The following is a 26914-nucleotide window of genomic DNA, read 5'->3' on the forward strand; positions in this document are numbered from 1 at the left end:
CACGCTCAATTAGTGAATAAGTCGGACAGACCCGAACAAACAGCGCCGCCACAGACTCTATTGAAATAAGTCTGCGGCGACGGTGCATGCAAAAGTATGAGTGAGTGATTAGGCGTTCAGCTTAGACCGTACCGGGTACCCAGACGCCTGTAGTAAATACGCCAGCGAAGTAGAGCAGCGCGATCAGCAATGTGCCAAACACAATCGCTGCTGCGGGCGGATCCACGTGAGTGTCGCCTTGCGCGTAGAAGATACGCTGGAAGAACTCACCGAACACAGCGCAGACCAAACCGAATACAGCACCAACAACGAGCGCCATTAAGACGGTGCCCTGGGCAAACGTGGCTGCTTCAAGTGCACCCGCCTCTGGCATTTCAGCAACGGTGGCCAAGTATGCCAACGCCGCTGTACTAGAGGGAAGAGTTATGTGGTGCGTTACCGGGAAGTTGGCGACACCCAGGTTCAGGAAGAACAGGCTAGCAGCGCTAATACCAAATGCAAGGAATGCGCTTCCAGTAGCAATCGCAATGAACGCCCCCAGAATACCTGCAACGATGCCAAGGAAGGCAACAGGTCCCCATTCGTACTGATGCGGAAGCCACGGCTCAACCGTGAAACGGTCGGTCGCGTCTTTTACGTGATCGTCGACAGTCCCTTCAGCGCTTGGCTTTTTCTCTTCGCGCTCGAAGGGCGTCATGTCGAGTACGCCGTTGCCGTGTACTTTACCGATGACACTGTACCCTAAAAAGGCCCGGTGCAGCAGTGCAGAGAGCACAACAGCAACCGCGATTGGGTCCCATGGAAGGGCAAACCCGTCTGATACGGCTGTAATGACCAAGCCGAGAATCCCGAATAGGCCTCCAACAACGAGCACGTCGACTTTTGTGCCAAAGGCGTAGGTGATATTTTTCGCCTCATGGAAGTCGAATCCGGTATCCATGTAGCCTTTTTTAGCGGCATAGGCAGCGGCTGCGGCCCCTCCAGCAAAGGAGATGTGCGGGCCAAAGACCGCACCGAAGGCAATCTCGCCTGTCACCCCGCCGAGTCCGCCCGCTTCACCGGCAATAACCATGAACCCGGTAAAGATAAACGCAGGGAGTGCGCCAATAGATGCGCCGAAGGCCCCCCCGGCGAAGGCCGCAAGAACGAGATAAATCCAGTGTACTTCAAGTAATGCTTCCATCGTATTGTTGGGTCAAGGAACAGGGTTAGCACATGATCATCAGGCAGCTTGTGGTGGATAATTCCACTGCCTGTACAAACGGTATGCTGCGGGGCAAGCGGAAGGCGCATCCTCGTGCGCTATGGAAGCAGCACGATTGAGAGGTTTCTCCGGCGTTGCAGCCCTCCCTCTCCCCGCAGCAACGGGGAACGATAGTATTCGCATTAAAAGGTGAGCTGAGCACCCAGGATGAAGGCGTTGTAGTTGGCCTGCGCATCGGACTGGAAGTCCTGGAACTCGGCCATCAGCGTAAGCTGGTCGGTTACCATGTAGCGTGCAAAGCCCATGAGCAGCTGATTGGTGTTATCGGGGGAGTTACCAAATACGGTGGACTGCGCATCTTGGGAGCCTTCTCCATAGCTGACGCCAAGCACGAACCCGCCAAAGTCGTAGGCAGCTTCACCGTACCACTGTGTGGCATCTACATCGGCTTGAGCAAGCGCTCCATCAGGAGTATCAATGGAAAGCCCAATAAGTCCGTCGGAGCCAATGCCCTGCGTTTCGGAGTAGGAACCGCTTAGCTGAAGTCCTTCAAAGTTAAGGCGTGCGCCAACATCCCATCCGGTGATGTCGTAGTCTAGATCAACATGGTTGACATTCTGATACAGTCCGCCAGCCCACAGATCAAGCGTTCCGCCATCAAGCCCAAGCACATAATTTACCTGGCCCTCTACACGCGGTGCAGCCGTCTCGATATCATTGGTTGCTCCGTCGGGCTTCTCTGGGTTAATGAGCCCCAGCTTCAACGAGAGTCCGCCTAGATCCGGTGTTGTGTAAGCGATGCGTGGGTTGAAATTCGCGTACGTGTACCCGCTGCCAATACGGCCGAGGGTAGCATCAGCAGCATCGGGGCCGCCAAAGCGTCCGATGCCCATGGCACTTCCCATATCAGCAATGGAACTGCCATTAAAGACGCCAAAGCCTTTTCCGACGTTGAACGTCCCGAAATCGCCTGCGATGATAATGTCAGCGACACGTCCTTCAAACAGGCCTGCGTTCTGAACACTGGGGCCTTGCAGGTGGTGGTTAATCTGAAACTGCCCTGATACGGTAACGCCGTTTTGCTCGGGCGCCGTTACCGTGAAGGTGATGTTGCCTGGATTGAAACCAGACATGACACGGGTGGCAAACTGGTCATCGCCACCTTCGCCAAGTCCATCATGGGTAGACGCATTCAAAAAGACCGGAATGGCGCCCGTCACGTCGAAGCTCCAGTCGTCGATGTCAGGCGATACCTGTGCCTGTGATGTAGGAACGGCCATGAAGGACATGCCCATCAGGAGCACCAATCCGAGTGCGGTATGTAGGTAAAAAGAGGGTTTGGTCGCATTCATAACATTAAGGTAGGTTGTTAGGGAGGACAATAGTGGGTGAGTGTTAGGGTACCCAGTTTTAGCTCGTGGGCATGAGGTACTTGCTCGCGACATCGTTAAACGCCTCGACCTGTTCGTCTTGCCAGGCCTGGTCGTGGCCCATCTCGTCGGCCATATGAGCAGCCACCTGGGGCGCAATGTCGATGGCGGCCTGTGCATCCAACAGGAGTGCACGCGTGCGGCGGGCCAACACATCTTCGACCGTGCGCGCCATTTCGTGACGGGCTCCCCACACAACCTGCACCGGACGTACCGGAAGACGGTCGTCGTAGGGCTCTGCCCACTCAGGATTGTCGCGCATGAGGCGCTGGAGTGCAGGCGCATCGGAGCCGTACTTCGAGAGGTCGTCAAACTTCTCGGCATGCTCATGCCACCCGTGGATGTGCAGGTTCGCCGTTACCGACGGCTTCTCCTCCACATTGGCTAGGGTAGCCGCCTGGTCGATCGTGTCTTCGGCCATCTTGCGATAGGTGGTCCACTTACCGCCCGAAATGGTGACGAGGCCGTTGTTCGAGATGTGCAACACATGGTCGCGCGAGATCTCGGACGTGTCGGCATCGCCTCCTTTCGAGGGGTCGGTGACGAGCGGTCGAATGCCTGCAAAGACGCTTAAAACATCGTCGGGCGTGGGGTCTTTGACGAGATACCGACCGGTATGCTCGACCAAAAACTCAAGCTCCTTTTCCATAGGAACCGGTTCCATAGACGGCCCATCTACTTCTTCGTCGGTGGTGCCCACCACAACACGGTCGTTCCACGGAATGGCAAAGAGGACGCGTCCGTCATCGGTCTTGGGCACCATGATGGCCGTATCGCCCGGCAAGAACTCGCGGGGAAGCACGATATGCGTGCCCTGGCTAGGACGCAGCGTATCGTGGGCATCGGGGTCATCCATCTTGCGGATGCTGTCGGTAAAGATCCCCGTTGCATTGATCACAGCTCGGGCCTTTAGGTCGAGCGTCGTGCCCGACTCCTGGCACTCGGCCTGCACGCCATTGACGTATCCGTCGTCGGCTTTGTGGAGGCCGGTTACCTTCATGTAGTTGAGGGCAACTCCACCCTGCTCCACAAAGGTTTGCGCCATGTTTACGGCCAGGCGCGCATCATCGAACTGGCCATCGTAATAGATGACGCCTCCGCGCAATCCTTCGGGCTCAATAGTAGGCAAATGGTTGAGGGTTTCGGACAGACTCAGCTGTTTGGAGCGGCCAAAGTTTTGGCGTCCAGCCAGCATGTCGTACACCTTCATTCCAATCCCGTAGAACGGACCTTCCCACCAGTCGTAGTTTGGCACCACAAAGGCCAGATTATGCACCAGATGGGGCGCATTCTTTTGCAGCAAGCCGCGCTCTTTAAGCGCTTCGAGCACGAGCGAGATGTTTCCCTGTTGCAGGTACCGCACCCCGCCGTGCACGAGCTTTGTTGACTTGCTAGAGGTGGCCTTTGCGAAGTCGTGCTGCTCCAAAAGGAGCGTGTTGTATCCGCGTGAGGCCGCCTCAATGCCTACGCCCAGTCCAGTGGCTCCCCCGCCAATGACGATAAAATCCCAGGGCCCATCTTGGGCGTCGAGTGCTTCTAGTCCAGCGTCGCGTTGCATGATAAAAGCGTACTTGGTTGAACAAAAAAACGGTTAGGGGGAGCAGCCAAACGGCCATGGAGATGGCGAAGGCGACTACTCTTCTTTGGCCCAGTTTTTGGCGCGCTTCACTGCGCGGCTCCACTGATTCATTTTGCGATTCGCTTCAGAGCGCTCCATGTCGGGCTCAAAACGTGCATCGACTTTCCATTGCTTGGAAATGTCCTCCACGCTGTCGTAGTAGCCCACAGCGAGTCCGGCCAGATAGGCGGCGCCAAGTGCTGTCGTCTCTGTCACTTCTGGACGCACAACAGGAACGCCAAGGAGATTGGCCTGCATCTGCATGAGCAGGTCGTTGGCTGTAGCGCCTCCATCTACACGGAGCTCTTTCAGGGGGATGCCGGAGTCGGCTTCCTGAGCGCGAATCACATCCACCGATTGCATGGCGATGCTTTCTAGTGCTGCGCGGGCGATGTGCGATTCGTTGGTACCGCGCGTGATGCCGACAATCGTGCCGCGCGCATACTGATCCCAGTGCGGCGCACCGAGTCCGGCAAAGGCAGGCACGAAATACACGCCATCGGTTGAGTCGACTTTTTCAGCCAGATACTCCACATCGGCCGAAGAACGGATCATGCGCATCTCATCACGCAGCCACTGAACCACAGCGCCCGCAATGAAGATGCTTCCTTCAAGTGCATACTGCGTGGGCTCGTCGCCCAGCTTCCATGCAATGGTGGTGAGCAAGTCGTTTTCGGACTTCACCGGCGTGTCTCCGGTGTTCATCAGCATAAAGGCGCCTGTGCCGTAGGTATTTTTGCCCATGCCTTCTTGGGTGCACACCTGGCCAAAGAGCGCGCTCTGCTGATCGCCTGCAATACCGGCAATGGGGACTGGCGTGCTAAAGATATCGCCACTGGTCTCGCCATACACTTCGCTCGACGGACGCACTTCTGGCAGCACCGAACGCGGTACATCAAGAATATCGAGAAGCTCATCGTCCCACTTCTCCTCGCGAATGTTGTACATGAGCGTGCGAGAAGCATTGCTCACATCGGTGATATGATGCTTGCCCCCCGTCAGCTTCCAGACCAGCCACGAATCGACCGTGCCAAAAGCAAGATGGCCGGCTTCTGCTTTCTCACGGGCCCCCTCTACGTTGTTGAGGATCCATCGGACTTTCGTGCCCGAGAAGTACGAGTCAATGACCAGACCCGTTTTTTCTTGAAAGAGATCGACATGCCCGGCTTCTTTAAGCGAATCGCAGAACTCGGCAGTACGGCGATCTTGCCAGACAATGGCGTTGTGGACCGGCTCTCCCGTACGCCGATCCCAGACGATGGTGGTTTCGCGCTGGTTGGTAATTCCAATACCAGCTATATCTCCTGACCCGGCCCCCACTTTACTAATGGCCTCAGCGGCCACACCGGCCTGGGTCGACCAAATTTCCTTGGGATCGTGCTCTACCCATCCGGGCTTCGGGTAGAACTGCTGAAACTCGTTCTGGGCAATAGTTTCAATTAACCCTTCTTCATTAAAGATGATGGCACGCGAACTTGTGGTGCCTTGATCGAGCGCAAGAATGTAAGACATTTTGTTCACCTGGGCTTTGGTGCGTATCAGTACCTTTCGTTTCCTTTTGTTACACAAGCACACAATACAACCCGGAAGCGCTTCTGTCAACGTAACATTAAGGAAATGGTGTTACGTTTGTGTGAATCAAGGGGGATGGATCACGTATTGCCCCCTATAGTATTTGCGAAGGTCCCCCTACAACCACGTGGTACCCGTTTGCCTGCTGGACACTTTCCTGACAAGGCGTGTGTTTAGGTGCTACTCCTGTTGTATCTCTTGCGCCTTGCTGGCCGAACTTTCCAGAAAACAGCGTTCAGGCGCGCTTGAGACTCGGAGTCCTTCCTTCCGACTTCGTTCTTTCCCTACCCAATGCCGCGTTTTTCTTCATCACTCCGTATGCCGCTATGCCCGACAAAACTCATGGACCGGCTGAACGCGAGGTTCTTATTTTGAAGCGTCTAAAAGAACATGGTTACGTCACCGTAACCGATTTAAGCGATTGGCTGAATGTCTCCGAGGTTACGATCCGAAAGGATTTGCAAAAACTCGAAAGCCGAAACCTCCTTCATCGCACCTACGGAGGCGCAAATCTTCGTAATCCATACGTGCGTGACCGGCCTCTTAATGAAAAAGCGACCCACTATGCCGAAGAGAAACGGCGCATTGGAAAAGCCGCCGCTGATCTGGTGTCTGACCACGACTCCATTATTCTGGCTTCGGGAACGACGATGACGCAGGTGGCTCGTTATCTGGAAGGCACGCCCGAACTCACAGTCATTACCAGTGCTATGAACGTGGCACTAGAGGTGGCTCACCTGCGCGATGTAGATGTGCTGATGCTGGGCGGCATGGTACGACCCACGTCGAAGTCGGTCGTAGGTCCCTATGCCCAGGAAATGATCAAGGAGTATGCATGCGACAAGCTCTTTCTGGGCGTTGATGGATTTGACCTGGAGTACGGCTTAACCACCGCCAATGCCCCAGAAGCGCGGCTCAATCAATACATGATCGACGCCGCACAGTACGTCATCATTGTTACGGACTCAAGCAAGTTTGGCTGCCGCAGTCTACGCCGCATTTGCGGGCTCGATAGCATTCACCGAGTCATTACAGACTCGGGGGTCGATGCCTCCGTAGTCGAAAAGTTGGAGGAGTACCCGATCTACGTTGACATCGTTTGACGTTTCGCACTGCCCTATCGCCCGGGCGTAACTTCTGTTTGACCGATGCGTAGGCGTTCATCCGCCAATTCTTGGCCCCTTCCTACCGACGTGCTATGCCCACGCCCTCTATTGAAGACTACCTGAAGGCCATCTACAAGCTGGAGTCCGGCGAAGACGGTCCCCCCGTTTCAACAGGCGCCCTGGCCGATGCAATGCAAGTCACCCCCGCATCGGCATCCAACATGGTGCGGCGCCTCGATGATCTGGGCTTTATCACCTATGAGGCGTACGCGGGGGCTACCCTCACAGACCCCGGACGCACCGTGGCGCTGGAGGTAATCCGCCATCACCGGCTGCTGGAGCTCTACTTCAAAGAGGTTATGGGCTTCGATTGGGAAACCGTACACCACGAAGCCGAACGATTAGAACATCACATCTCGGAAACCTTCGAGGAGCGAATCGAAGAAATGCTTGGCCACCCCACCCGCGATCCGCACGGCCATCCTATCCCCACGCGCGACGGCATTATGGCTGATCTGTCTACGCTCACCCTTGCCGATGCTAGCGAAGATACGTCGGTCACTATCGACCATGTATCTGACGAAGACCCCGATGTGCTCGATCTACTCGAACAACGGGGCTTGCTTCCAGGCGCTACCGTCAAAATCATCGAAACGCGCCCTATTGAAGGGCTCATGGTCATTGCCATTGAGGGCGAGGAAACCGTTATCGGACATCCGGTCGCCGAGAAGGTGTTTGTCACAACCTGATTTATCATGGAACTTTTAGGCGGGGCTAAATATTTTTAGCGTGTCTGCTGAAGTTACTCATTAAGCGCCTTTCCATCTTATGCCTCGTTCGCTACGATCGCTTACCGCCCTATGGGTGGTTTTTGCGTGTCTCCTAAGCCTCTCTCTTGTTGGATGCACCTCCGAAGAGGCTTCAGACTTATCTTCTGACGAGCGGTTGCGCGTTGTGGCTACCACCAATGTGGTGGGCGACCTCGTGCGCACAATCGGAGGCGAAGAGGTTAACCTCACAACGCTCATGGGACCGGGTATCGATCCGCATCAATATAACGCGAGTGAGGGAGATGTGCAGCGCATGGCACAGGCCGACTGGGTCGTGTATAACGGCCTGCACTTGGAAGGCAAAATGACCGACATCTTTGCCGAAATGAACCGGCGAGGCGTGCCTACCACAGCACTTTCCGAAGTTGCCATTCCCGATAGCCTGCTCATTCGGTCTACCGAGTTCGAAAGCTCTTACGACCCACACGTTTGGTTCGATGCCTCGCTCTGGCGGCGCGCCGCCCTACATGTAGGCGAACGCCTGGCCGAACTCGATCCGGATCATGCCGACCTGTACACCGAGCGCGCAGCCGATTACGCCGAACGCATGGATGCCCTGCATGAAGAGGTAGCCGAAGAGATCAAACGCATCCCCGAAACACAACGCGTACTGGTTACCTCGCACGACGCCTTCCGATACTTGGGCGATGCCTACGGCCTCGATGTACGAGGACTGCAAGGCATCTCCACCGCCACCGAAGCGGGAACCGCCGATGTACGTGCGCTGGCCCGCTTTGTCGAAGAGCAACGCATCCCCATGCTGTTTGCCGAAACTTCGGTGTCGGAACGTGGCATTCGAGCGGTGCAAGAAGCCGTACGCGACCGCGGATTCGATATTGCCATCAGCGATGCCCTGTACGGCGATGCACTAGGCAATGCCGATACGCCGACAGGCACATACGAGGGCGCGATGCGACATAACATCGACATCATCGTGCAAGGCCTCTCGCGGGAGTTGGCCGAGGACTCATAAAATAAGCTACTGTCTGCCGCGGTCCGACCAACTTTTCGGCTTCTTGCGCCTCCCCCATACACGCCATGCCACAGAGCTCGCCTGCGCTTCGCGTGAAAGGACTTACCGTTGCTTATGAAGACGACCCCGTGCTGTGGGACATCGATCTGACGGTCCCACAGGGCACGCTCATGGGTATTGTAGGACCTAACGGATCCGGCAAAACAACTTTGCTTAAGGCGGTGCTTGATCTGGTGCCAAAAGCGGCTGGACACGTACGTATTTTCGGGTCGCCGTACAGCGATCAGCGCGCACGTGTTGGGTACGTTCCGCAGCGTGGCAGCGTAGATTGGGACTTCCCCACCAACGCCCTCGATGTCGTGCTGATGGGCCTGTACGGGCGCCTCGGCTGGTTTCGGCGTCCGGGTGCTGCCGAACGCGAGCAGGCCCGGGATGCACTCGACCAGGTGGGCATGGCGGCGTACGCCGACCGACAGATCAGCCAGCTTTCTGGCGGGCAGCAGCAACGCGTCTTCCTGGCGCGTGCGCTCGTGCAAGAAGCGGACCTGTATCTGATGGATGAGCCGTTTCAAGGGGTCGATGCCACGACCGAACGTACCATCGTAGAGCTGCTACAAGAGCTTCGCGCTGCGGGGCGCACCGTCATTGCTGTGCATCATGACCTGAACACGGTGGCCGACTACTTCGACCGGGTGCTGCTCTTGAACGTGCGCAACATCGCCAGTGGCCCTGTCGAGACGATCTTTACAGACGACAATATCCGGGCGACGTACCGTCCGCAGCCGGCATAATTTTGGATCAGATGCTCACCAATGGATCTGCTCGTTGATCTTTTTACCGACTACACCCTGCGCACCGTAGCGATAGGAGCTGCGCTACTCGGCATGGTAGGCGGCAGCCTGGGTAGCTACGCCGTGCTGCGTGGACAAAGCCTTATTGGAGATGCCGTGGCCCACGCGGCACTCCCCGGAATCGCCGGTGCGTTCTTGCTTACTGGCACCATGGATCCGCTGGCCCTGCTCATTGGGGCCGCCGTAACTGGACTCGCCGCTGCGCTGCTTGTTGATAGCACGGCTCGTCACACGCGCATCCCCTACGACAGTGCACTTGCGCTGATGCTCGCGGCCTTCTTTGGCCTTGGACTCATGTTGCTTACGTACTTGCAACGCCATGCCGGTGCCAGCCAAGCCGGCCTGGATGCCTTTCTGTTCGGCCAAGCTGCTGCCCTCGTCACCGCCGACCTGTACGTAATGGGGGCACTTGGTGGCGGAGCATTGGTGCTTATGCTCCTTTTCTGGAAGGAACTGAAGGTGCTCTCGTTCGACCCAACCTTTGCAGAGAGTCTGGGCTTGCCCGTACGTGCGCTAAATGCACTGCTCACAACGATGCTAGTTGTTGCCATTGTCATTGGTCTACAAACGGTGGGAGTCGTGCTCATGAGTGCCGTTATCATTGCTCCCGCTGCTGCGGCTCGGCAATGGACCGACCGCCTGGGCGTTATGATTAGTGCAGCTGCATTCATTGGTGCCGCCACCGGAGTAACCGGCGCACTCATTAGCGCCTCGGCCCGCAACCTGCCCACCGGTCCTACTATCGTGCTGTGCATGGGGGCGGTCGTGGTCATCTCCCTGCTAGCGGCTCCACGTCGTGGACTCCTGGCACGAGCCTGGCGTCGCCGTCGATCGTTTCAAGCGAAAGCCTCTTCGCATCCATCCTCCTCAGCATGAGTCCCCAAATCGAAGTGCAACTTGTGGCGGTAGTCACGGCCATGGCCTGCGCCTTGCCGGGTGCCTTTCTAGTGCTGCGCCGCATGGCCATGATGAGTGATGCCATCAGTCACGCCATCTTGCCGGGGATCGTCATTGGATTTTTTATCACCGAGTCGCTGGGCTCGCCGCTCTTGCTGATTGGTGCCGCACTCACCGGACTGATTACCGTGGCTCTGGTCGAGTTGATTGAGCGCACCGGGCTCGTGCGCGAAGATGCCGCCATTGGAATCGTGTTTCCGGTGCTGTTCAGCATAGGCGTGATTCTCATCGCACGCTTTGCCGGTGATGTGCATCTGGATACGGATGCGGTGCTGCTGGGCGAACTGGCCTTCACCCCATTCAACCGCATCGAAATTGCCGGCATGGACATGGGCCCGCGCGCGCTCTGGATCATGGGCATCGTGCTTATTGCCAATGCGCTGTTTCTGGGTCTTTTCTACAAAGAACTGAAGCTGGCCACCTTCGACGCCGCCCTGGCGGCCACGCTCGGATTTATGCCCGGTGTGATCCACTACGCACTGATGGGCATGGTATCAATTACGGCAGTAAGCGCCTTCGACGCGGTCGGCTCCATTCTGGTCGTCGCCCTGATGGTTGGTCCTCCTGCTACGGCCTACCTGCTCACCGACCGCCTCGATGTCATGATCGGACTTAGCGCAGCTCTGGGCATTGCTAACGCTCTACTCGGATACGCCCTCGCCGCCTGGCTCGACGCTTCCATCGCCGGGTCGATGGCTGCCATGGCCGGAATGCTGTTCGGACTCGCACTGCTTGGCGCTCCTCACCGTGGCCTCTTTGCACAGATGCACCGCCACCATCGCCAAAAGCGTACGTTTGCGGTCCAGATGGTAGCCGCCTATTTGACAGAGACAGCTCCCACACTCTCTGCCGATCAGGCCCCTGCCGCGTTACACCACCACTTTGGCTGGTCCCCCGCAAAAAGCCAGCGCGTGCTACGCCAGGCATCTGACGCTAACGTAATCAAGACCACAGGCAACACGGTTACACTCACTAAAAAAGGCCGATCGATCGCCCGCGACATCCCCCAAGACGAACGGAACGCAACTGCGCACACCTCATAGGAAAATCCGTGCGCCACACTTGTAGTATCAACTCTCAATCATACTGCCAATGCCATGATCCGTGTTCTCCCGCGCTTGCTGTCTGTGCTCATTGTAATGTCGCTTGTTACGGTTGGATGCGCCAGCGACAGCGATCCAGAGACGCCCGATGCCGACCCCGCCGATACCTCCACATCTGAAATGCCGCTCATGCCCGACGAGGTAGGCGCCCCACCCGAGGGCCTCCACGATCTCCCAGATGGCATCATGCCCTTCGACGATATCGTGATTGGCGGACAGCCCACCGAAGCGCACCTCGAAGCGGCTGAAGAGAAGGGCTTTCGCACAGTCGTCAATCTACGCCCCGATGACGAGTTTGACGAATTTGACGAGCAAGCAGTCGTTGAAGCCCTCGGAATGCGCTACGTGCACATCCCGGTTGCGGATGAGCACGACATTACCGCCGAGCGTGCCGACGCCCTCGCTGCTATTTTTGACGACCCGGAGGCGCGTCCGACACTGATCCACTGCAGCAGTGGAAACCGCGTGGGCGCCCTTTTCGCAGCGCGAGCCCACCTGCTCAATGACGACGCCCCAGAGGCCGCGTTAGAACTTGGACGCAAGATGGGGTTGACCGAACTTGAAGCCCCCCTCCGCACCGCATGGACCGAAGACCGGTAGCCGTCGTACGTGGAGGCGTGTCGTATTTTGTTCTCCACCTGTTGTGCTTATGACTACCGTTTGTGTCTACTGCTCCTCTAGCTCCCGCATTGATGACTCCTTTCGCCCCGTCGCCCAGACGCTGGGGTATGGCTTGGGAGAACGCACACACACGCTCATCTACGGCGGGGGGACCTCTGGACTCATGGGAATCACGGCGCGGGCGGTGCACGATCACGGGGGTACGGTGATTGGCGTCATCCCCGAAAAGTTGCAATCAATCGAAGGCGTGGCCCGCGACTCAGCTGACGAGTTGATTGTCACCGAAACCATGAGCGAACGCAAGCGCATCATGTACTTGCGCGCCGATGCATTTGTCGTACTTCCCGGCGGCTTTGGCACGCTTGAGGAGTTCATGGAGGTGCTCACGCTGCGTCAGTTGGCCTACCACGAACGACCCATCGTGGTGGTAAACACAAATGGATTTTACGACGGGCTCCTTCAGTTTTTTGACGGGCTGTACGAGCAAGACTTTTCGCGCGTCTCCTATGAGGAACTGGTTCACGTAGTGGATACACCAGAAGAAGCCCTCCACTGTCTGGATACGCATTTGCAAGCCCCCCTCCCTGCTCCCCACGAGTAACCCACTGCTGCGATGACCGCCTCCAACCCATCGGTTAGCCACCACACCCTACGTACTCCCCGAACCGCCCACTACGCCTGCCTGGGCACGCCCGCTACCGCCCACACGCTGTGGATTGTTCTGCATGGGTACAGCGAACGCGCCCCCGACCTTGTGGAGCACCTGCACCCTCTCCATGATCCCGCTACATGCATCGTTGCTCCAGAGGCCTTGTCGCGCTTCTACGTAGAGGGCATGAGCGGACGCGTAGGCGCTTCGTGGATGACCAGCGCACACCGCGATGACGAAATTGCAGATTACATCGCCTATCTGAACCGGTTGCATGCAGCACTTCGCAAGGACGGCCCTCCGACCATCCACACCCATGTGCTTGGCTTTTCGCAAGGCGCCGCCACGGCCTGCCGCTGGGTGACGCACACGACGGCTTCGATTGATCGATGTACACTCTGGGCCGGTGGCGTGCCGCCCGATCTTGACCTAACCGTCCACGCCGATCGTCTACGTGCGCTCGACCTATCGCTCGTGCGGGGCACCCGGGATGCCTACATCAGCAGCAGCGACCACATCGACCTGCAAGAGCGCCTAGATGCCCACCGCATCCCCCACACCAACTACACATTCGACGGCGGCCACCGTCTAGACACCAGCACCCTGAAGCAATTGGCGAAGGCGTCAGTCGCTCAAGAAGGTCAGTAGTTCACTGTTCACGCGTTCAACGGCATCGTGCTGCACCCAGTGCGTGGCGTCTGGGAGCATCACCAGCCGTCCGTTGGTGCATCGGGCAATGCTCGCCGGTGCCATCGATGCCTTGAGCGCCACATCCCGCTTGCCCCAGATCATAAGTGTCGGCGGACGAATCGGATCGGCAGGCATGGTACGTAAGTCGCTGCTCCGAAACGCTGCTCGATACCAGTTCAGCATACTGCGTACGCTTCCCGGCTGCCGCCACGAGGCCCGGTACCGGAGCAGTTCGCTCGCTGAAAACGTCCCCGGCTGACTGCTCATGCGAAGCAGCATTGTGAGCAGTGCGCAATCGCCATACGTCAAGGTCCACTCGGGCACGCGTGGAAGTTGAAAAAACGCCGCATACAGGCTACGGATGCGCTGAGCGGGGTCTGTTTTCAGAGTCTGTAGCATAACGTGCGGATGCGGCACATTCAGAATGCCAAGGCGGCGCACGCTATCGGGCGAACAAGCCGCCAACGTCCAGGCTACCATTGCGCCCCAGTCGTGGCCAATCACATCGGCCCGTGGATACTGCGTTTCATTGATAAGCACACGCACATCGTCAATGAGATGCCGCAACCTATAGGCGGAAACGCGGGTTGGCTTATCACTGCGGTGGTAACCGCGCTGGTCGGGCACGATAATACGGTATCCTGCACGAGCCAGCGCCGGAATCTGGTGGCGCCACCCGTACCAGTACTCCGGAAAGCCATGCAACAGAATGACCGGTGGGCCCTCCACAGGCCCCGCTTCTACCACATGCAGGCGCACCTTTGGCGCCGTCTGAATCCATCGGTGACGAAAAAGCGCTCTTGAAGGAAGACCAGACATAAAAACGCATTCGTAGGTGGGAAGAAAGAAACATTCCGTGTACTTTTACTGACATGGTGACCAAAAAAAACCCGGAATTAACTTCAATGTATCAAATTGCAAACATGCTCGACTGTAAAAAGTACGTTTCGTATCATTGAAGTCCCCTGATGCCGGTACAGGGCCCTTTCTTTCGCTTTGTATAGTGCATCAGTATCGTATGGATTGCCTTGATCTGCCCCCCGAGTGCCCATGATTTTGATTATTGACAACTACGACCCACACATTAACACGCTTGTGGATTTGGTGCACAGCGAGTCGGCCAAGGCCAAAATGGCACGCAACGACGAAATTACGCTCCGCGAGATCTGCGATATGCGCCCGAGCGGTATTGTAATCTCTCCGACTAAAGAAGGCTCAGATGTAGGCGTAAGCCTTGCAGCCATTGAGACATTCGCCTCCCTCGTCCCGATTCTTGGCTTCGGGCTTGGCTATCGCGCAATCGGCCACGCGTTTGGAGCCACATCTACCGAACCACCCGAAAACGGCGATTCGGCTGTGGATGTATCGCACGATGGCCTTATGCTTTTTGAAGGCCTCCCCGATTCGTTTCCTGCGCCTGCCCCAACTGAGATGGTGCTTGATCCTGACGATTTCCCAACCGGGCTGGAGATCTCCGCCCGTACGGAGGATGGCGTCATCATGGGAATACGTCACCGTGGATTTCGCACCGCAGGCGTCCAGTTTCATCCGGCTCACGTCAACGGCACAATCGCAAGTACGTTGATCCAAAACTGGCTGGATACGCTGTACGACATCGACCCCGACGCTTTTTCTCAACTTGATCTGCCTGCCCCGGAAGAAACCCAAGAAACCATCGAAGAGGAGGATGACGGCCCCGATCCCAATGCCCAGGAAACAATGGTTTACGATGGAGACATGAGCATGTACGAGCGGATTTCTGCCGAACACGAAGCCCAGCAAAAAGAGGAGGCTGAGGAAGAACGCCGAAGCGATGCGTAACGCTTTTGGATGCGCTTCCACATAGTTGGTGTTCTGCTTTCCCTCCTCTTAAACGCCCTCCTCCGTATGGCCTGGATCGAAACCATTGACGAAGACGACGCCACCGACGCTCTTGCTGATGTGTACGAGCGCATCGGAAGCACCCGCGGCAAGGTCGCCAACATCATGAAAGTCCACAGCTTGCGCCCCGACACCATGCAAGCGCACAGCGATCTGTACCGTACACTGCTGTTTGCCCGTACCGACCTGTCACGGGCCGAGCGCGAACTCATCGCGGTGGTGGTATCCGACGCCAACGACTGTGCGTACTGTGTGGCCCATCACCGCGCCGCGCTGGACGCGTACTGGAAAGATGCCGATCGCATCGATGCAGTACTGAATCGAGATGCAAAAGCCGCCGCCCTATCAGAGCGCGAACAGGCCCTCGTTTCGTACAGTCGGCTGTTAACCACTGCTCCCAATTCGGTCACCGAAGCCCACGTGGATGAACTGCGCGATGCTGGCCTTTCGGACCAGGCCATTCTCGATACCGCACTGGTGGCCTCCTACTTCAACTTCGTCAACCGGACCGCACTGGGGCTCGGCGTGTCGTTCACCCCGGAGGAGGCCAAAGGGTATAGCTACTGATAGATTGGGGATTTACGATTTTGGATTTTGGATTATCTGTCATTCGGTGCTTTGAGGGTTTGCCGGGCGTAAGGGAAATGCAGGTTAACCCATGATGAGTACGTTACGCATTGCCACAATACGGGTCTATAGTGTAAGACCGTATGCATATTCACGCCAATGACTGAACAAGAGTTCAAGGATCGCACGAAGCAATATACCCTTCGAATCATCCGTCTTACCGAAGCACTTCCGCGCGGAAGGCTTGCGTCAGTGATCGGTCGACAACTATTACGTTCAGGGACTTCTGTAGGGGCAAATTATCGAGCGGCGTGTCGTGGTAAGTCACGAGCAGATGTCATTGCTAAACTCGCGATTGTTGAAGAAGAGGCCGCCGAATGCCTCTACTGGATGGAGTTACTTGTCGATTCAGGATTTATCCCGGAGCACCGAATAACCGACCTTATGCAGGAGGGCGACGAGATAGTGGCTATGACAGTTGCGTCGATCAAGACACTCCGCAAAAACAAATAACGCTGCGCACAAAGGAAAACCTTGCACAACCAGGCAATCGGAAATCCCCAATCCCCAATCCAAAATCAGATGGCGCGCAGCGCCACAACATTCTCAATGTGCGGCGTATGCGGAAACATATCGACGGGCTGGACGGCATCAATCTGATACACGTCATGCAGGCGCTCAAGGTCGCGCACCTGCGTCTGCGGATTGCAACTGACGTACACGAAGCGCTCGGGGCGTAGGGCTTCAATTTGGGCCACTACCTTCTTGTGCATGCCGTTGCGCGGCGGATCCACAAGAAGCACATCGGGCGCTCCGTGCGTCTCCACAAAATCATCGGTGAACACCTTTTTCAGATCGCCGGAAACGAAGGTGCAATTCGACACCTCATTCTGGGCCGCATTAGCACGTGCATCGGCTACAGCTTCTTCGATAAGCTCAACCCCCACCACACGCTCCACCGCATCCGATAGAAACAGCGAGATGGTACCGGCCCCGCTGTACAGGTCGTATAGCGTGTCGGTGGGACGCAGGTCGGCCATCTCACGGGCCACTTCGTACAGCCGCCCGGCCTGGCGCGTGTTGGTCTGGAAGAAGGATTTCGGACTGATCGTAAACCGATAGTCGCCAATCACATCGTCGATAGTGCCGGGACCAAAGACCGTCTGGGTGTCGCCTTCTACATTGTGGGATTTGCCGGTATGGTTCGTATCCACAAACGTGGTGACCTCCGGAAAGTCGCGTTGCAGGAAATCGGCGAAGGCATCGCGGCGCTCGGCATTGCGTCCGTACGTAACGAGGTTCACCATCACGTCGCCGGTGCGCTTGCCCTCGCGGATCACGAGGTGGCGCAGGTAGCCTTCTTGCTGACGGATGTCCCACGGTGCCCATCCCTGGTCTTTCACGAAATCGCGGACGCCATTGACCAGGCGCGCACTCATTTCCGATTGCAGGTGGCACTCCTGCAGATCGATCACCTTGTCGTAATGCCCGGGCGCATGCATCCCCAGCGCAAAGTCGGTGTCGAACTCCTTGCCCGTGCTGATTTCATCGGACGTGAGCCAGCGGTCGGCGCTGAAGTCGAAGTCCATTTTGTTGCGGTAGTAGAACGGGTCGTCCATCCCGATAACCGGCGCCACAGTCACATCGTCAAAGCTGCTGTGATGCGCAAATGCTTCTTGCACCGACTGCTGCTTGGCCTCCAACTGCGCGGCGTATTTGACGTGCTGCCGGGCACATCCTCCACAGGTATCGGCATAGCGACACCGGGGCTCGGTGCGCAGATCGCTGGGCTGAATCAGCGTATCGAGCTTCGCCTTAGCAAAGTTGGACTTGGTCTGGTAGAGATACGCTTTCACCCGATCGCCGGGCACGGCTCCTTCCACGAAGATAACATATCCATCGAGCCGAGCCAGCGAAGCCCCCTTGTCGGCAAACTTTTCGATGTCAAGGGTAACGAGGTCGCCACGGGATACGGAAGCCATAAGCAGGCACAAGATAAAAGGAACGAGCCAAAACGGAAACGTCATGCAGCCGGATTGTATGCACAGCCTCACCCCGCGTTGCAAACCGCGTTACGAACGCGTGAAGGGAGGGCGTTCAGACAATCGATGCTTGCGCACTCGGACATGGCGCCTTACGTTATAAGCACAGTTTAGATGTTGTTCAACTTCTGCGCTTCTCGCATCATAGCTACAAATATCCAATGTCTATTCGCATTTTTATCGCCGTTCCCCATCTACTCATGGGGGCAGTGCTCGACACATGGCTCAACCATGCGACGCACTTCCAGACGGTGGATACCACAGACTGTGGCGCAACAGCCCTGGAGGGCGTGCGCAATGACTCGCCCGATGTTGCAGTTATTGGAACCTCTTTTGAAAAGCCGCCAACCACCAAAATCGTGAGATCAATCACTTCAAGTGACGTGAAGACACGCGTTGTAGTGCTGAGTCAGATTTCCCAGGCTTGGATGGCCGAAGCGATGTTTGATGCCGGTGCCTCAGCGTACCTCACGACATCGGACACGCCTGAATTCGTGCTCGAAGTGCTGCGCGGCACCGCGACCGGTCAAGACGGATGGATCAGCCCGCAACTATCAAGACAGTTGCTGCCTGGGCAGACCGCAGTGCATGACCGGCTACGCCAACTGACGCCACGAGAATGTGATGTTCTGGCCACTCTGATGCAGGGACAGACCAACGCTGAGATTGCCGAGACCTTGCATGTGAGCACCGGCACAGTTAAAAACCATGTACATCACATCCTTCAAAAGCTGGAGATGCCCTCTCGGCTTAAGCTCATAGTATGGGGGGGGTGAGAATGACGTGCCAACGTGGCTGCGTATGCAACAATCGCACAAATAGCAAAAATGTATCGGTTGTCACATCAAGATTCTATCGACCGATAGATAACAAGAAGTTATGAAGCTGGTAGTAAACAACGCATCATAGTCGGTTGCTTTTCATCGAATATCTTTAAAATAATGGTTATGCAATCGATACGCCGCTCACTCGCATTGGTGGTTGGACTTGCTTTAATGCTTGGGGGACTAACTGGATGTGATCAAGAAACCCCGGTTGAGGTAGAGGAAGGGAGTGACCAGATCCCAGCTCCAGAACGCTCTGTTGAGTCTACCGATGATATCCAGGACAAGCGACTGAATGCCTTTGGTGACCTTCCCCCGATTGAACGGACAGTTTAGAAAGGAAGAGTACCTGAATGCTAATCATCGTTCAGCACTCACAGAGGCCGTTGCAGTGTCGTCATACCGGGCCTCAAACTCCACCGGACTCACATATCCGAGCGCCGAGTGGAGGCGTTTGCGGTTGTACCACACCTCAATGTACTGAAAAAGGTCCTGCTTCGCTTCCGATCGGGTACGGTATCGCCGGCGATGGACGCGCTCGGTCTTCAGCGTTCCGAAAAAGCTCTCGACTGAGGCGTTGTCCAGGCAGTTCCCTCGCCGGCTCATGCTTCCGCGAAGATGGTGATCCGCCAAAATCGCCCGCTGGTCTTTTGAAGCGTACTGACAGCCGCGATCACTGTGATGGATCAGCCCCGCATTGGGAGTGCGCTGACGCAGGGCCATCTCCAGTGCCTCAGTGGCCAGTGCTCGCCCCAACGTCTCTTTCATGGCCCAGCCAACGACACGCCGCGACGAAAGATCTAACACCACCGACAGGTAGAGCCAGCCTGCATCGGTCGGGATGTAGGTGATGTCTGCTGCCCACTTCACGTCGGGAGCCTCAGCGGTAAAATCTTGCGCCAATATGTTCTCAAACGTTGGAAGCTGCGGATCTGAGACCGTGGTGCGGGGCCTGGTCCGAGCAGGCCTCATAGCCCTCAGGCCGGCTTTGCGCATCAACCGGGCCACTCTGTTTTCGCCACAGCCTCTGCCGTTTGATCGTAGTTGGCGACAGATGCGCGGACTTCCGTACGTCTGATCGGAGATCTCAAACTCCTCTCGGATCTGGCGCAACAGCACTTGGTTCGCCGCCGCTCGCCTACTTTTGGTGCCGTGCCGTCGGCGCCAGTCGTAGTATCCACTCCGACTGACACGAAGCACCGCACACATCCTGCTCACGGCAAATTGCCCACGATGGGCTTCGATGAACCGGTATCTCAGCGTAGGCGTCGCTCTACGGGAGCAGTGCTGAAGATACCGATCGCTTTTTTTAGGATTGCGTTCTCCTCTTCAACGCGAGCGAGGCGCCGCTTGAGGGCGTTCATCTCAGCATCCCTCACCTTGCCTTTTCCCGGAAACGCCTTCTTCGGGGCGCTCTCCTTTTTGAGCTTCGCGCGCCACTTATAGATCTGGCCGTCGGGAATCCCCAGATCACGCTCTGCTTGAGCTGTGTTGCCGATCCGGTCGGCCAGTTCAACGGCTTCAAGTTTAAACGCCCTGGTATACGTTCGTCGTTTTGTCATGGTCACCTCGGTTGATTGTGGATCAGAGAATATACGCCTTTCCGAGGTGTCCGCCAAACTGGGGGAAGGTCATGGGCTTCCGCTTGATCTAGAATCAGGAGTTTACTCGACAGACCAATACTCTGTCCCTGACAGCATCACCAATCACATCCAGTCGCGCGCTCCTGACGGATATCAGATTCCATCTACGCGCCCAGACATACAGCTTCAGGATCAAAGTGTAGGAACTGAAGCTGAACCATCCCAAGACATACGCGATCAAGCCGTTGATGCTGACAAAGTTGACTTCAATGCTACGGTAGATGCGGAGAACACGGTGCCTGTTGTGGAAGGCACCAGTGCTCTCTCATCAAGCGACTGGACAGCATATTTTGGATCGTATGTCAATCCCAATTCTTTTCTTTCAATCGTATCGATGGGATCCTACACTGGGACCACAAAGAATGTCACCTACTTGGATGTAATCGGCTCGTCTTACGTTGATTTTTTTCCGGCGCACATAGGGTACGACTATCGCTTTAACGGTGGTTTCGCTGGAGTTTCTGCTACCTTCGATTATGAAACAAATACGTGGTATGTGCAACACGGTGACCATTTTGTTTATGATGAAGGGGAAGAGTATCCAGATGGAAGTGTAAGTTTTCAGACCTTTACCAATGCCTGGGAATACACCTGGTCTTTCTAATTAAAGCACGGCAAAACGCCAAGGGCTCGGCATTCTTTAGCCGGGCCCTTACTTATGCGGCATAACTAGTGCACACACGCATTGCATAACAACAACTATGAATGTGTACAGCAACATAATGCAAATAGCAGCGCTATGCTTTTTGCTAACTGTTCTGATAGTTGGGTGCGATACAAGCACAGAACCCATAGAACTTGAAGAGGGGGCCTGCGATGAAGGGGCCTTGTCGTCCTCAATAGCATGGGACACCCCGAAGCAGGTGCCTGCCAATGTAGATGGCATTGCAACACATGCTGATGTAGCAACTTACGGCGGTGAACCTCTTATCGCATTCAACAAAATTGACACAACCGCTGAATTCAATACACCCCGGAATGTGTATGTTGTGCGGCGCACGGCGTCAGGGTGGACAGAGCCGGTCAATCTGTCACAGAGCGATACGCCTTCCATGTATCCCACGCTTGCCGAAGGACCCGATGGTACGCTTCATCTCATGTGGGGAGAACGACTGCAGGATGCCACCCCGCGTCCCGACGTTGTACCAGATGCTGTGTACTACACCCAAAGCACCGACGGAGGCCAGACCTGGCAGTCTCCTGAAGAAGTGTTCGCTTCACGCAGCGATGGGTTCTTTACCGCACCACGCAGATTTGCTTTTGATGATGAGGGACACCTTCATATCGTGCTAACTTCCCAGGAAAATGAAGAAACACCTTCTCAAATCCGACACTTTGTTCGGAACACATCGGGGTGGACGGGCGGTGAAACAGCAATCGGTGGACAGGTAGGCGCCGGTGATCCTGATATCGCGTTTAGCGAAACAGGGGTTCTTTCTGTCACCTACCTGGCCCCTGATACGACCCAAGAAGAGCGAGATCGGAATAGCCTGTTTGTTACACATTCTGAAGATAACGGGAAAACATGGTCAGAGGGCGTGCTGGTAGACCGCTCAGGATTCGATGAGCCCGCCCTTCTTCCTGTAATTCGTTATGGAGCAGCGAATCAACTTCACGTTGTGTGGCTGAAGGATCTGACGGGTGATTTGCGTGCCAACGCCGTATTTGGAAGTTGCTCGGACGACGGCGGGGAATCCTGGTCAGAAGCCACAAATTATACGCCTTCCTTTTCGACTAACCGATTCATTAGCCCGCCATCGGCTGTTTTGGATGGTTCTGGAACGATGAATGTCGCCTTCCAGCAAGGGGCATTTAATACTACGTCATTTCCGGCGTATCTGCTCCGTGGGCAGGGCGAAACGTGGACCTCCCCTGAAAACCTGTTTGGCACTGACAGTGCATCGCAGCGTATCGGGCTTGCAACCGACGACACAGGTGATGTTCACGCGGCACTTCGTATGCGTTATAACGACCAGACCGCTATTTACTACAGCCGAGGAACGATCGAATAAGGGGCGGGGCACTGCAAACCGCGTTACGAATGCGTGAAGGGAAAAAGAATGGGGAACGCTCTCTTGATCCTTACACACGGGATTCATACTTTCGGAAGTACAGATGCAGTCTTGTCATGCAACAGTTTCTTGCCTATTTCCAGCTGCATCGTATAGATAGAATGCCGTCAAACAAACTTCAGAACAATGCGATTATCTACCCTGACTCAATACGCTACGTGCTTTGTTCTTGTCTTTGCGCTTGTCCTCACCACCGGTTGCGACTCGGTGGACTCTGCGGAGGACTTGCCTGATCCGTATGCTGACATCCAGGTAAGCGCTCCACTTAGTGCAACCATCAACGGACAGGCGGCTCTGGGAGGATCTGAGTCGTTTGACGACCAGGGGGCCATGGTCTTTCCGTTTGAAGACCTGGGCATTACGCTCACCGCCGTCCAACTATTTGGGGAAGATGATGAGGGCATTGCCCACAATCTCTCGTTCATGCACATTGGCGAGGAGCCGCTCACAGAGGGTACCTACGATATCGGATTCTACATGCCCTGTACAGATCCCACCGATTGTGAGCAAAGCGGGCTGTTTTTCGGTGAGCAGTTGAGCACCAACTACGCGCGTACGACCGCCGACTCGCTCCACAATTATAACTTGCAAAACGGCACACTCACCGTGGAGCGTGCAGACGAGGAGGTGATTGAGGGCACATTCACCTTCGAAGCTGCCGTTGAAATCAGCACATCGAAGGAGGATCTAGAAGCGTTTTACGATTCGCTGCAAACGAATCCGCCTACGGGCGATCGTCCCTACGGCGATATGCCTGATTTCCCCCCGATGTATCCGAGCCCTCTTGATCCTCCAGCTACCATTGAAGGGGCATTTGCAGCCACACCGGGCGACTTCCCCAATACCATGGGAAGTACGTTTGGCTTTGTGAACCGTGGCGGTTTCTTTGGAGGGTGGTAACCCGATGTATGATCCATCGGGTACGTGTTTAGCGACGTGATTCCAGATCGCCGGGGACGCAAGCGATCCCCGGCTATGGTTTTGCTCACATTGCACCGTTCCGTAGCCCGGGATCAGGAGTGAAGCGGATATCCCGAGTGGCAATTGACAGATACGTGCTGCGACGCCTCCACGGCCTGTCCGGCGTTCAGCAGGCGTTGCACAATCGAGCGGCCCTGATCGCCTGGAGAAGATTTTTCGACTACGCCACAAACTTGTATCCGATGCCATACACTGTTTCGATGTAGGTCGGATCGGTGGGGTCGGGTTCGATTTTCTTGCGGAGCGATGCTACGTGCCGGTCGATCGTGCGCGTGGTGATGTCTCCACTGATGCCCCACACATCCCGCAGAAGCTGCTTGCGGCTTACGGTGCGCCCCCGATGCTCAATGAAGTACACCAGTATGTCGAACTCCAGTGCAGTAAACTCTACCTTCTCGCCGTTGGAACGAGCCGACTGATTGGACAGGTCAATGATGACCTCGCCAAACGAGTAGGTATCATCCTCGTCGCCTATGCCACGCGTGTCGGTCCGTTCGAGAACCGCATGGACTCGGGCGGCCAACTCTTCGGCATCGAATGGCTTGGTGACATAATCATCGGCTCCCAGTTTAAAGCCGCGAAGTTTGTCATCCTCAGCGCCTTTCACGGTTAACATAATGACCGGTGAATCGACCCCGGACTTGCGTGCTTCGCGCAAGATCTCAAAGCCGTTCTTGTTTGGCAGCATCACATCCAAGATCACCAAATCATAGGGCGGAAGCGTTGTGATCTCTTGTAGAGCCTTTTCGCCTTCGGTAACACGGGTTACATGGTACCCCTTCAGATCAAAAAAGTCTTCGAGCCCAGCCCCCACCTCCGGGTCATCTTCAACGATGAGCAGGTGAGCGGAAGCGGCAGAAGAAGAGTTGTACATATAGGTGTGGACGGTTAAATCTACGGCAGGATCAGAAGCCACATGGTATAGTCGTGGAGTAGGCAACGCATCAGATTTTGCCTATCAAACTATACGCGTGCCTGATGTACCAATTAACAACAAAGGAACAGGTTCTGCCAAACGTGTAATAGGGGATTTCCCCACAGATGCTGAACGCACCCATCCGCCCTGCGTTAATGTGTATACATGCGCCGCTTTGGCGCCGTCGTGTCCTCTCGCATTGCCCCCATGGTCGGTATGGATTCGCTGTTTTGGATGGTCACCATTCCCACGCTCATAATTTTCTTCACGCTGGCTGCCCTGCTCCTTGTCCCCATCTGGCGATTTTTGGATCGCGAAGAGGAGGTTAGCAAGCAATGGACTCCCGAAGCCGTGGAGCGGCGCTTGGCTGAGCAACGCGCCAAGCAGGCGGAGCAGAGCCCTAAACAGCAAGACGCCTCGGCCTCGTAGTGCGCTGTGACAGATCAATCTTCGGGGAACGCATGTGTCTCCTAACGTACTGAGAGAAAATCTACAATCTTGTCATTGCGAGCGCAGCGAAGCAATCTCATGCTATCAGACCGGATGCAGCCGCCCAATCAACGGCATGAGATCGCACCCCAAGAGTACTTGTTCGCTAGCGCTCACAGCGCCGCGTCAGTCGCAGGGCTCCCTCCTCGCGATGACAATGTTGGCCCCTAACAATCAGGTGTGACAGAGCAGTAGTGCTGTGTGACACGTGATTGTTTGGGTAGAGCATGAGCGCGCTATCAACACGCATAGTCATCCCAGCCAAGGCGCCGCAGAGCTGGGATCTCCCCCCGACAACGTCCAGAATCATTGATTCCGCTCGAAATGGGCAGGGTTGCTGGTTCGCCAGTAGCTGCTAAACCTCGAACAGCCCCTGGAGGCGTCACAGCACGCTGTGACGGTACAAGTCCCTTCTTTGCTGAAAGTACGCCTTCCTTGCGACAGGTTTTCTTGAGGGAGGTGGAGCGTAGAGCTTGCCCCTAACTTCCAGGTGTGGCAGAGTAGCATGGAGAGTCTCTGGCACGCCCGTGCGGTGGCCCCTCGCGGTTTACTCGGCGCCAGGCGGTGTAGCCACCGCTTCGTCGGCAATCGTTTCAACGGTTCGCGGACCAATGCCCGATACGCGCTGCAGGTCGTCCACCGAGCGGAAGCCGCCATACACATCCCGATGCGCAATGATGCGCTCCGCGAGCGCCGGACCGATACCAGTAAGTTGCTGGAGTGCCTCGGCATCGGCGGTGTTGATGTTGACAGCCGGGGGCGGGGCCGCTGCCACAACGGATTCAGACGCCTCCTTATCAGGAGCAAGCGAATCGCTATCGGTGGCTACCTGACTACTGTCCGGCGGTACCGCAACCGCATCGGTCAGTGGGGGAACTTGCTGGATCCGCCAGTAATGTACACCGCTCCCAAGCATCAATAACCCGGCCAAGACCAGCAACACGGTGGTTTCAATCGAGGTAAGCGCAACGTGTTGTTGAATGTGGTAGAGCCATCGCATACGGTTGTCCTCACCTATGCCCCTAATTCAGTTTGCAGATGTGCAATGTCGGTGTACGGTATAGACCCGGCTTTCCTGCTATCGTAACGTCTTGACTCATGGCCCAACGCGAAATTATTCGGACCGAGGCAGTTGTGCTACGCAGCCTCGATTACAGCGAAAGCAGTACCATTGCCACGTTGTTTACGGAAACGCGAGGCAAGATCGCTGTACTGGCCAAGGGGGCCCGGCGCCCGAAAAGCAAGTTTGGGGCTACGCTGCAGCCGATGACGCACGCGCAGGTGGTCTTCTATTACAAGCCCACGCGCAGCCTGCAGATGCTTAGCGAGAGCAGCCACATTGCACCCTATCGCACCCTTCGAAGAAGCCTGACGCCGATCACGATTGGGTTGCGCATGGTGGAGCTTGCGGATGCACTGCTGGGTGATGAAAGTCGGCAACCTGCGGCGTACGAATTGCTGGTCCGTGTACTGCGACGTCTCGATGATGCGCCGCCGCGTCGTGTGTTGCTCTGGCCGTTCTTTCAGATCCGCTTAGCAGCGGCTCTGGGGATTGCCCCTGCCATCCAGCGTGATCGGGTGGAAGCGGTTGATGAAGAAGGCTGGCTCTCGCTATCCGATGGCGGCGTCTATCCCCTATCGGCGTCACCCAGCACCACTCGGAAAGCCTCGCGTGCAGCCTTGCGAGCGTACGCGATTGTGGCGCGTGCCCCGCTTGATACTGTGCTTCGCATGGAATGTCGGCCTGCTGTGCGTCAGGAGTTGCAAGCCCTCGTGGATGCGTATCTGCGGTATCACTTCGACACACAAATTCCCGACCGGTGCCGCCGCGTGCTGGCACAGCTTCGTTCGGTGTAATCGGCTGGTTTTGGATCCCACCATTCAGGTGTGATACA

At 56.2% G+C, this 26914-nt stretch carries 27 protein-coding genes and 1 pseudogene; 19 read left to right on the forward strand and 9 right to left on the reverse strand.

The genetic code is table 11. The annotated features are described in order from the left end of the window. Positions 1 to 121: 121 nt before the first annotated feature. The 4 genes from ACZ5AL_RS11385 to glpK all read right to left on the reverse strand — a co-directional run bounded on the left by ACZ5AL_RS11385 (position 122) and on the right by glpK (position 5764). Positions 122 to 1183 carry a DUF7973 family transport facilitator gene (locus ACZ5AL_RS11385; protein WP_464510490.1) on the reverse strand — a complete coding sequence of 354 codons (1062 nt, stop codon included), beginning with the start codon at positions 1181 to 1183 and terminating at the stop codon, positions 122 to 124. A gap of 203 nt (positions 1184 to 1386) precedes the next feature. After that, positions 1387 to 2556, reverse strand: a complete 1170-nt coding sequence (locus ACZ5AL_RS11390) for a porin (RefSeq protein ID WP_464510491.1) — start codon at positions 2554 to 2556, stop codon at positions 1387 to 1389. A gap of 58 nt (positions 2557 to 2614) precedes the next feature. Next, a complete protein-coding gene (locus ACZ5AL_RS11395; protein ID WP_464510492.1) occupies positions 2615 to 4192 on the reverse strand; it encodes a glycerol-3-phosphate dehydrogenase/oxidase in 1578 nt (525 codons plus the stop codon). Positions 4193 to 4267: 75 nt separating this feature from the next. Next, a complete protein-coding gene (gene glpK / locus ACZ5AL_RS11400) occupies positions 4268 to 5764 on the reverse strand; it encodes a glycerol kinase GlpK (protein WP_464510493.1) in 1497 nt (498 codons plus the stop codon). A 386-nt stretch (positions 5765 to 6150) separates the two neighbouring features. Here glpK and ACZ5AL_RS11405 point away from each other — a divergent pair, with 386 nt between their 5' ends. The 9 genes from ACZ5AL_RS11405 (at position 6151) to ACZ5AL_RS11445 (ending at position 13562) form a co-directional block, all read left to right on the forward strand. Next, positions 6151 to 6927, forward strand: coding sequence for a DeoR/GlpR family DNA-binding transcription regulator (locus ACZ5AL_RS11405; RefSeq protein WP_464510494.1), 777 nt, complete (start codon positions 6151 to 6153; stop codon positions 6925 to 6927). 95 nt (positions 6928 to 7022) lie between these two features. Continuing rightward, positions 7023 to 7679, forward strand: a complete 657-nt coding sequence (locus ACZ5AL_RS11410; RefSeq protein WP_464510495.1) for a metal-dependent transcriptional regulator — start codon at positions 7023 to 7025, stop codon at positions 7677 to 7679. Positions 7680 to 7758: 79 nt separating this feature from the next. Further along, positions 7759 to 8733, forward strand: a complete 975-nt coding sequence (locus tag ACZ5AL_RS11415; protein WP_464510496.1) for a metal ABC transporter solute-binding protein, Zn/Mn family — start codon at positions 7759 to 7761, stop codon at positions 8731 to 8733. Positions 8734 to 8798: 65 nt separating this feature from the next. Beyond that, positions 8799 to 9524, forward strand: a complete 726-nt coding sequence (locus ACZ5AL_RS11420) for a metal ABC transporter ATP-binding protein (RefSeq protein WP_464510497.1) — start codon at positions 8799 to 8801, stop codon at positions 9522 to 9524. 21 nt (positions 9525 to 9545) lie between these two features. Then, entirely contained in the window at positions 9546 to 10460 is a 915-nt protein-coding gene (locus tag ACZ5AL_RS11425; RefSeq protein ID WP_464510498.1) for a metal ABC transporter permease, read from the forward strand. Next, positions 10457 to 11584, forward strand: coding sequence for a metal ABC transporter permease (locus tag ACZ5AL_RS11430; RefSeq protein ID WP_464510499.1), 1128 nt, complete (start codon positions 10457 to 10459; stop codon positions 11582 to 11584). Before ACZ5AL_RS11425 ends, ACZ5AL_RS11430 begins: the two co-directional genes overlap by 4 nt. Positions 11585 to 11638: 54 nt before the next feature. Then, positions 11639 to 12244: a protein tyrosine phosphatase family protein gene (locus ACZ5AL_RS11435; protein ID WP_464510500.1), complete on the forward strand. Its 606-nt coding sequence runs from the start codon at positions 11639 to 11641 to the stop codon at positions 12242 to 12244. Positions 12245 to 12293: 49 nt separating this feature from the next. Then, positions 12294 to 12866: an LOG family protein gene (locus ACZ5AL_RS11440; protein ID WP_464510501.1), complete on the forward strand. Its 573-nt coding sequence runs from the start codon at positions 12294 to 12296 to the stop codon at positions 12864 to 12866. 12 nt (positions 12867 to 12878) lie between these two features. Then, positions 12879 to 13562 (forward strand): alpha/beta hydrolase, encoded by a 684-nt coding sequence (locus tag ACZ5AL_RS11445; RefSeq protein ID WP_464510503.1) that lies wholly within the window; start codon positions 12879 to 12881, stop codon positions 13560 to 13562. On the opposite strand, the gene ACZ5AL_RS11450 is transcribed toward ACZ5AL_RS11445, so the two are convergent. Further along, positions 13539 to 14423 (reverse strand): alpha/beta fold hydrolase, encoded by an 885-nt coding sequence (locus ACZ5AL_RS11450; protein WP_464510504.1) that lies wholly within the window; start codon positions 14421 to 14423, stop codon positions 13539 to 13541. The genes ACZ5AL_RS11445 and ACZ5AL_RS11450 overlap by 24 nt on opposite strands. Positions 14424 to 14654: 231 nt before the next feature. Between ACZ5AL_RS11450 and ACZ5AL_RS11455 the strand changes: the two genes are divergently transcribed. From ACZ5AL_RS11455 to ACZ5AL_RS11465, 3 genes are all read left to right on the forward strand, one after another. Next, positions 14655 to 15425 (forward strand): anthranilate synthase component II, encoded by a 771-nt coding sequence (locus ACZ5AL_RS11455; protein WP_464510505.1) that lies wholly within the window; start codon positions 14655 to 14657, stop codon positions 15423 to 15425. Between the two features lie 66 nt (positions 15426 to 15491). Further along, complete coding sequence (locus tag ACZ5AL_RS11460) at positions 15492 to 16052, forward strand: peroxidase-related enzyme (RefSeq protein ID WP_464510507.1); 561 nt, start codon at positions 15492 to 15494, stop codon at positions 16050 to 16052. 159 nt (positions 16053 to 16211) lie between these two features. Beyond that, a complete protein-coding gene (locus ACZ5AL_RS11465; RefSeq protein ID WP_464510508.1) occupies positions 16212 to 16565 on the forward strand; it encodes a four helix bundle protein in 354 nt (117 codons plus the stop codon). A gap of 65 nt (positions 16566 to 16630) precedes the next feature. Here the strand turns inward: ACZ5AL_RS11465 and rlmD are convergent, their stop codons facing one another. Then, a complete protein-coding gene (rlmD, locus tag ACZ5AL_RS11470) occupies positions 16631 to 18034 on the reverse strand; it encodes a 23S rRNA (uracil(1939)-C(5))-methyltransferase RlmD (RefSeq protein WP_464510509.1) in 1404 nt (467 codons plus the stop codon). A gap of 221 nt (positions 18035 to 18255) precedes the next feature. On the opposite strand from rlmD, the gene ACZ5AL_RS11475 reads away from it, so the two are divergent. After that, complete coding sequence (locus tag ACZ5AL_RS11475) at positions 18256 to 18870, forward strand: LuxR C-terminal-related transcriptional regulator (RefSeq protein ID WP_464510510.1); 615 nt, start codon at positions 18256 to 18258, stop codon at positions 18868 to 18870. Positions 18871 to 19041: 171 nt separating this feature from the next. After that, complete coding sequence (locus ACZ5AL_RS11480; protein WP_464510512.1) at positions 19042 to 19254, forward strand: hypothetical protein; 213 nt, start codon at positions 19042 to 19044, stop codon at positions 19252 to 19254. Between the two features lie 24 nt (positions 19255 to 19278). Here ACZ5AL_RS11480 and ACZ5AL_RS11485 read toward each other — a convergent pair. Further along, positions 19279 to 20480 (reverse strand): annotated as a pseudogene (locus tag ACZ5AL_RS11485) (IS3 family transposase). Between ACZ5AL_RS11485 and ACZ5AL_RS11490 the strand changes: the two are divergent. The 3 genes from ACZ5AL_RS11490 (at position 20479) to ACZ5AL_RS11500 (ending at position 23533) form a co-directional block, all read left to right on the forward strand. Then, on the forward strand, positions 20479 to 21165 hold the full coding sequence (locus ACZ5AL_RS11490; RefSeq protein WP_464510513.1) for a hypothetical protein: 687 nt from the start codon (positions 20479 to 20481) through the stop codon (positions 21163 to 21165). The pseudogene ACZ5AL_RS11485 and the gene ACZ5AL_RS11490 sit on opposite strands and share 2 nt — an antisense overlap. Before the next feature lie 223 nt (positions 21166 to 21388). Next, a complete protein-coding gene (locus ACZ5AL_RS11495; RefSeq protein ID WP_464510514.1) occupies positions 21389 to 22573 on the forward strand; it encodes a sialidase family protein in 1185 nt (394 codons plus the stop codon). 186 nt (positions 22574 to 22759) lie between these two features. After that, positions 22760 to 23533: a hypothetical protein gene (locus ACZ5AL_RS11500; protein WP_464510516.1), complete on the forward strand. Its 774-nt coding sequence runs from the start codon at positions 22760 to 22762 to the stop codon at positions 23531 to 23533. A gap of 241 nt (positions 23534 to 23774) precedes the next feature. Here ACZ5AL_RS11500 and ACZ5AL_RS11505 read toward each other — a convergent pair whose 3' ends face one another. Continuing rightward, positions 23775 to 24488 carry a response regulator transcription factor gene (locus tag ACZ5AL_RS11505; protein WP_464510517.1) on the reverse strand — a complete coding sequence of 238 codons (714 nt, stop codon included), beginning with the start codon at positions 24486 to 24488 and terminating at the stop codon, positions 23775 to 23777. A 258-nt stretch (positions 24489 to 24746) separates the two neighbouring features. Between ACZ5AL_RS11505 and ACZ5AL_RS11510 the strand changes: the two genes are divergently transcribed. Continuing rightward, positions 24747 to 24959, forward strand: coding sequence for a hypothetical protein (locus ACZ5AL_RS11510; RefSeq protein WP_464510518.1), 213 nt, complete (start codon positions 24747 to 24749; stop codon positions 24957 to 24959). Between the two features lie 607 nt (positions 24960 to 25566). On the opposite strand, the gene ACZ5AL_RS11515 is transcribed toward ACZ5AL_RS11510, so the two are convergent. Continuing rightward, positions 25567 to 26019, reverse strand: a complete 453-nt coding sequence (locus ACZ5AL_RS11515; protein WP_464510519.1) for a ComEA family DNA-binding protein — start codon at positions 26017 to 26019, stop codon at positions 25567 to 25569. A 98-nt stretch (positions 26020 to 26117) separates the two neighbouring features. On the opposite strand from ACZ5AL_RS11515, the gene recO reads away from it, so the two are divergent. After that, positions 26118 to 26876 (forward strand): DNA repair protein RecO, encoded by a 759-nt coding sequence (gene recO, locus ACZ5AL_RS11520; RefSeq protein ID WP_464510521.1) that lies wholly within the window; start codon positions 26118 to 26120, stop codon positions 26874 to 26876. The last annotated feature ends 38 nt before the right edge of the window (positions 26877 to 26914 follow it).

It is taken from the genome of Natronotalea proteinilytica (assembly GCF_055379935.1).

Coding starts and splice junctions, on each gene's coding strand:
- ACZ5AL_RS11410 (WP_464510495.1), top strand. CDS start 7,023: ATGCCCACGCCCTCTATTGAAGACTACCTGAAGGCCATCTACAAGCTG.
- ACZ5AL_RS11425 (WP_464510498.1), top strand. CDS start 9,546: ATGGATCTGCTCGTTGATCTTTTTACCGACTACACCCTGCGCACCGTA.
- ACZ5AL_RS11500 (WP_464510516.1), top strand. CDS start 22,760: ATGCGATTATCTACCCTGACTCAATACGCTACGTGCTTTGTTCTTGTC.
- ACZ5AL_RS11475 (WP_464510510.1), top strand. CDS start 18,256: ATGTCTATTCGCATTTTTATCGCCGTTCCCCATCTACTCATGGGGGCA.
- ACZ5AL_RS11445 (WP_464510503.1), top strand. CDS start 12,879: ATGACCGCCTCCAACCCATCGGTTAGCCACCACACCCTACGTACTCCC.
- ACZ5AL_RS11420 (WP_464510497.1), top strand. CDS start 8,799: ATGCCACAGAGCTCGCCTGCGCTTCGCGTGAAAGGACTTACCGTTGCT.
- ACZ5AL_RS11415 (WP_464510496.1), top strand. CDS start 7,759: ATGCCTCGTTCGCTACGATCGCTTACCGCCCTATGGGTGGTTTTTGCG.
- ACZ5AL_RS11455 (WP_464510505.1), top strand. CDS start 14,655: ATGATTTTGATTATTGACAACTACGACCCACACATTAACACGCTTGTG.
- ACZ5AL_RS11510 (WP_464510518.1), top strand. CDS start 24,747: ATGGATTCGCTGTTTTGGATGGTCACCATTCCCACGCTCATAATTTTC.
- ACZ5AL_RS11390 (WP_464510491.1), bottom strand. CDS start 2,556: ATGAATGCGACCAAACCCTCTTTTTACCTACATACCGCACTCGGATTG.
- ACZ5AL_RS11450 (WP_464510504.1), bottom strand. CDS start 14,423: ATGTCTGGTCTTCCTTCAAGAGCGCTTTTTCGTCACCGATGGATTCAG.
- glpK (WP_464510493.1), bottom strand. CDS start 5,764: ATGTCTTACATTCTTGCGCTCGATCAAGGCACCACAAGTTCGCGTGCC.
- ACZ5AL_RS11405 (WP_464510494.1), top strand. CDS start 6,151: ATGCCCGACAAAACTCATGGACCGGCTGAACGCGAGGTTCTTATTTTG.
- ACZ5AL_RS11460 (WP_464510507.1), top strand. CDS start 15,492: ATGGCCTGGATCGAAACCATTGACGAAGACGACGCCACCGACGCTCTT.
- ACZ5AL_RS11385 (WP_464510490.1), bottom strand. CDS start 1,183: ATGGAAGCATTACTTGAAGTACACTGGATTTATCTCGTTCTTGCGGCC.
- ACZ5AL_RS11395 (WP_464510492.1), bottom strand. CDS start 4,192: ATGCAACGCGACGCTGGACTAGAAGCACTCGACGCCCAAGATGGGCCC.
- ACZ5AL_RS11430 (WP_464510499.1), top strand. CDS start 10,457: ATGAGTCCCCAAATCGAAGTGCAACTTGTGGCGGTAGTCACGGCCATG.
- ACZ5AL_RS11505 (WP_464510517.1), bottom strand. CDS start 24,488: ATGTACAACTCTTCTTCTGCCGCTTCCGCTCACCTGCTCATCGTTGAA.
- ACZ5AL_RS11480 (WP_464510512.1), top strand. CDS start 19,042: ATGCAATCGATACGCCGCTCACTCGCATTGGTGGTTGGACTTGCTTTA.
- ACZ5AL_RS11490 (WP_464510513.1), top strand. CDS start 20,479: ATGGTCACCTCGGTTGATTGTGGATCAGAGAATATACGCCTTTCCGAG.
- ACZ5AL_RS11515 (WP_464510519.1), bottom strand. CDS start 26,019: ATGCGATGGCTCTACCACATTCAACAACACGTTGCGCTTACCTCGATT.
- ACZ5AL_RS11465 (WP_464510508.1), top strand. CDS start 16,212: ATGACTGAACAAGAGTTCAAGGATCGCACGAAGCAATATACCCTTCGA.
- rlmD (WP_464510509.1), bottom strand. CDS start 18,034: ATGGCTTCCGTATCCCGTGGCGACCTCGTTACCCTTGACATCGAAAAG.
- ACZ5AL_RS11435 (WP_464510500.1), top strand. CDS start 11,639: ATGATCCGTGTTCTCCCGCGCTTGCTGTCTGTGCTCATTGTAATGTCG.
- recO (WP_464510521.1), top strand. CDS start 26,118: ATGGCCCAACGCGAAATTATTCGGACCGAGGCAGTTGTGCTACGCAGC.
- ACZ5AL_RS11440 (WP_464510501.1), top strand. CDS start 12,294: ATGACTACCGTTTGTGTCTACTGCTCCTCTAGCTCCCGCATTGATGAC.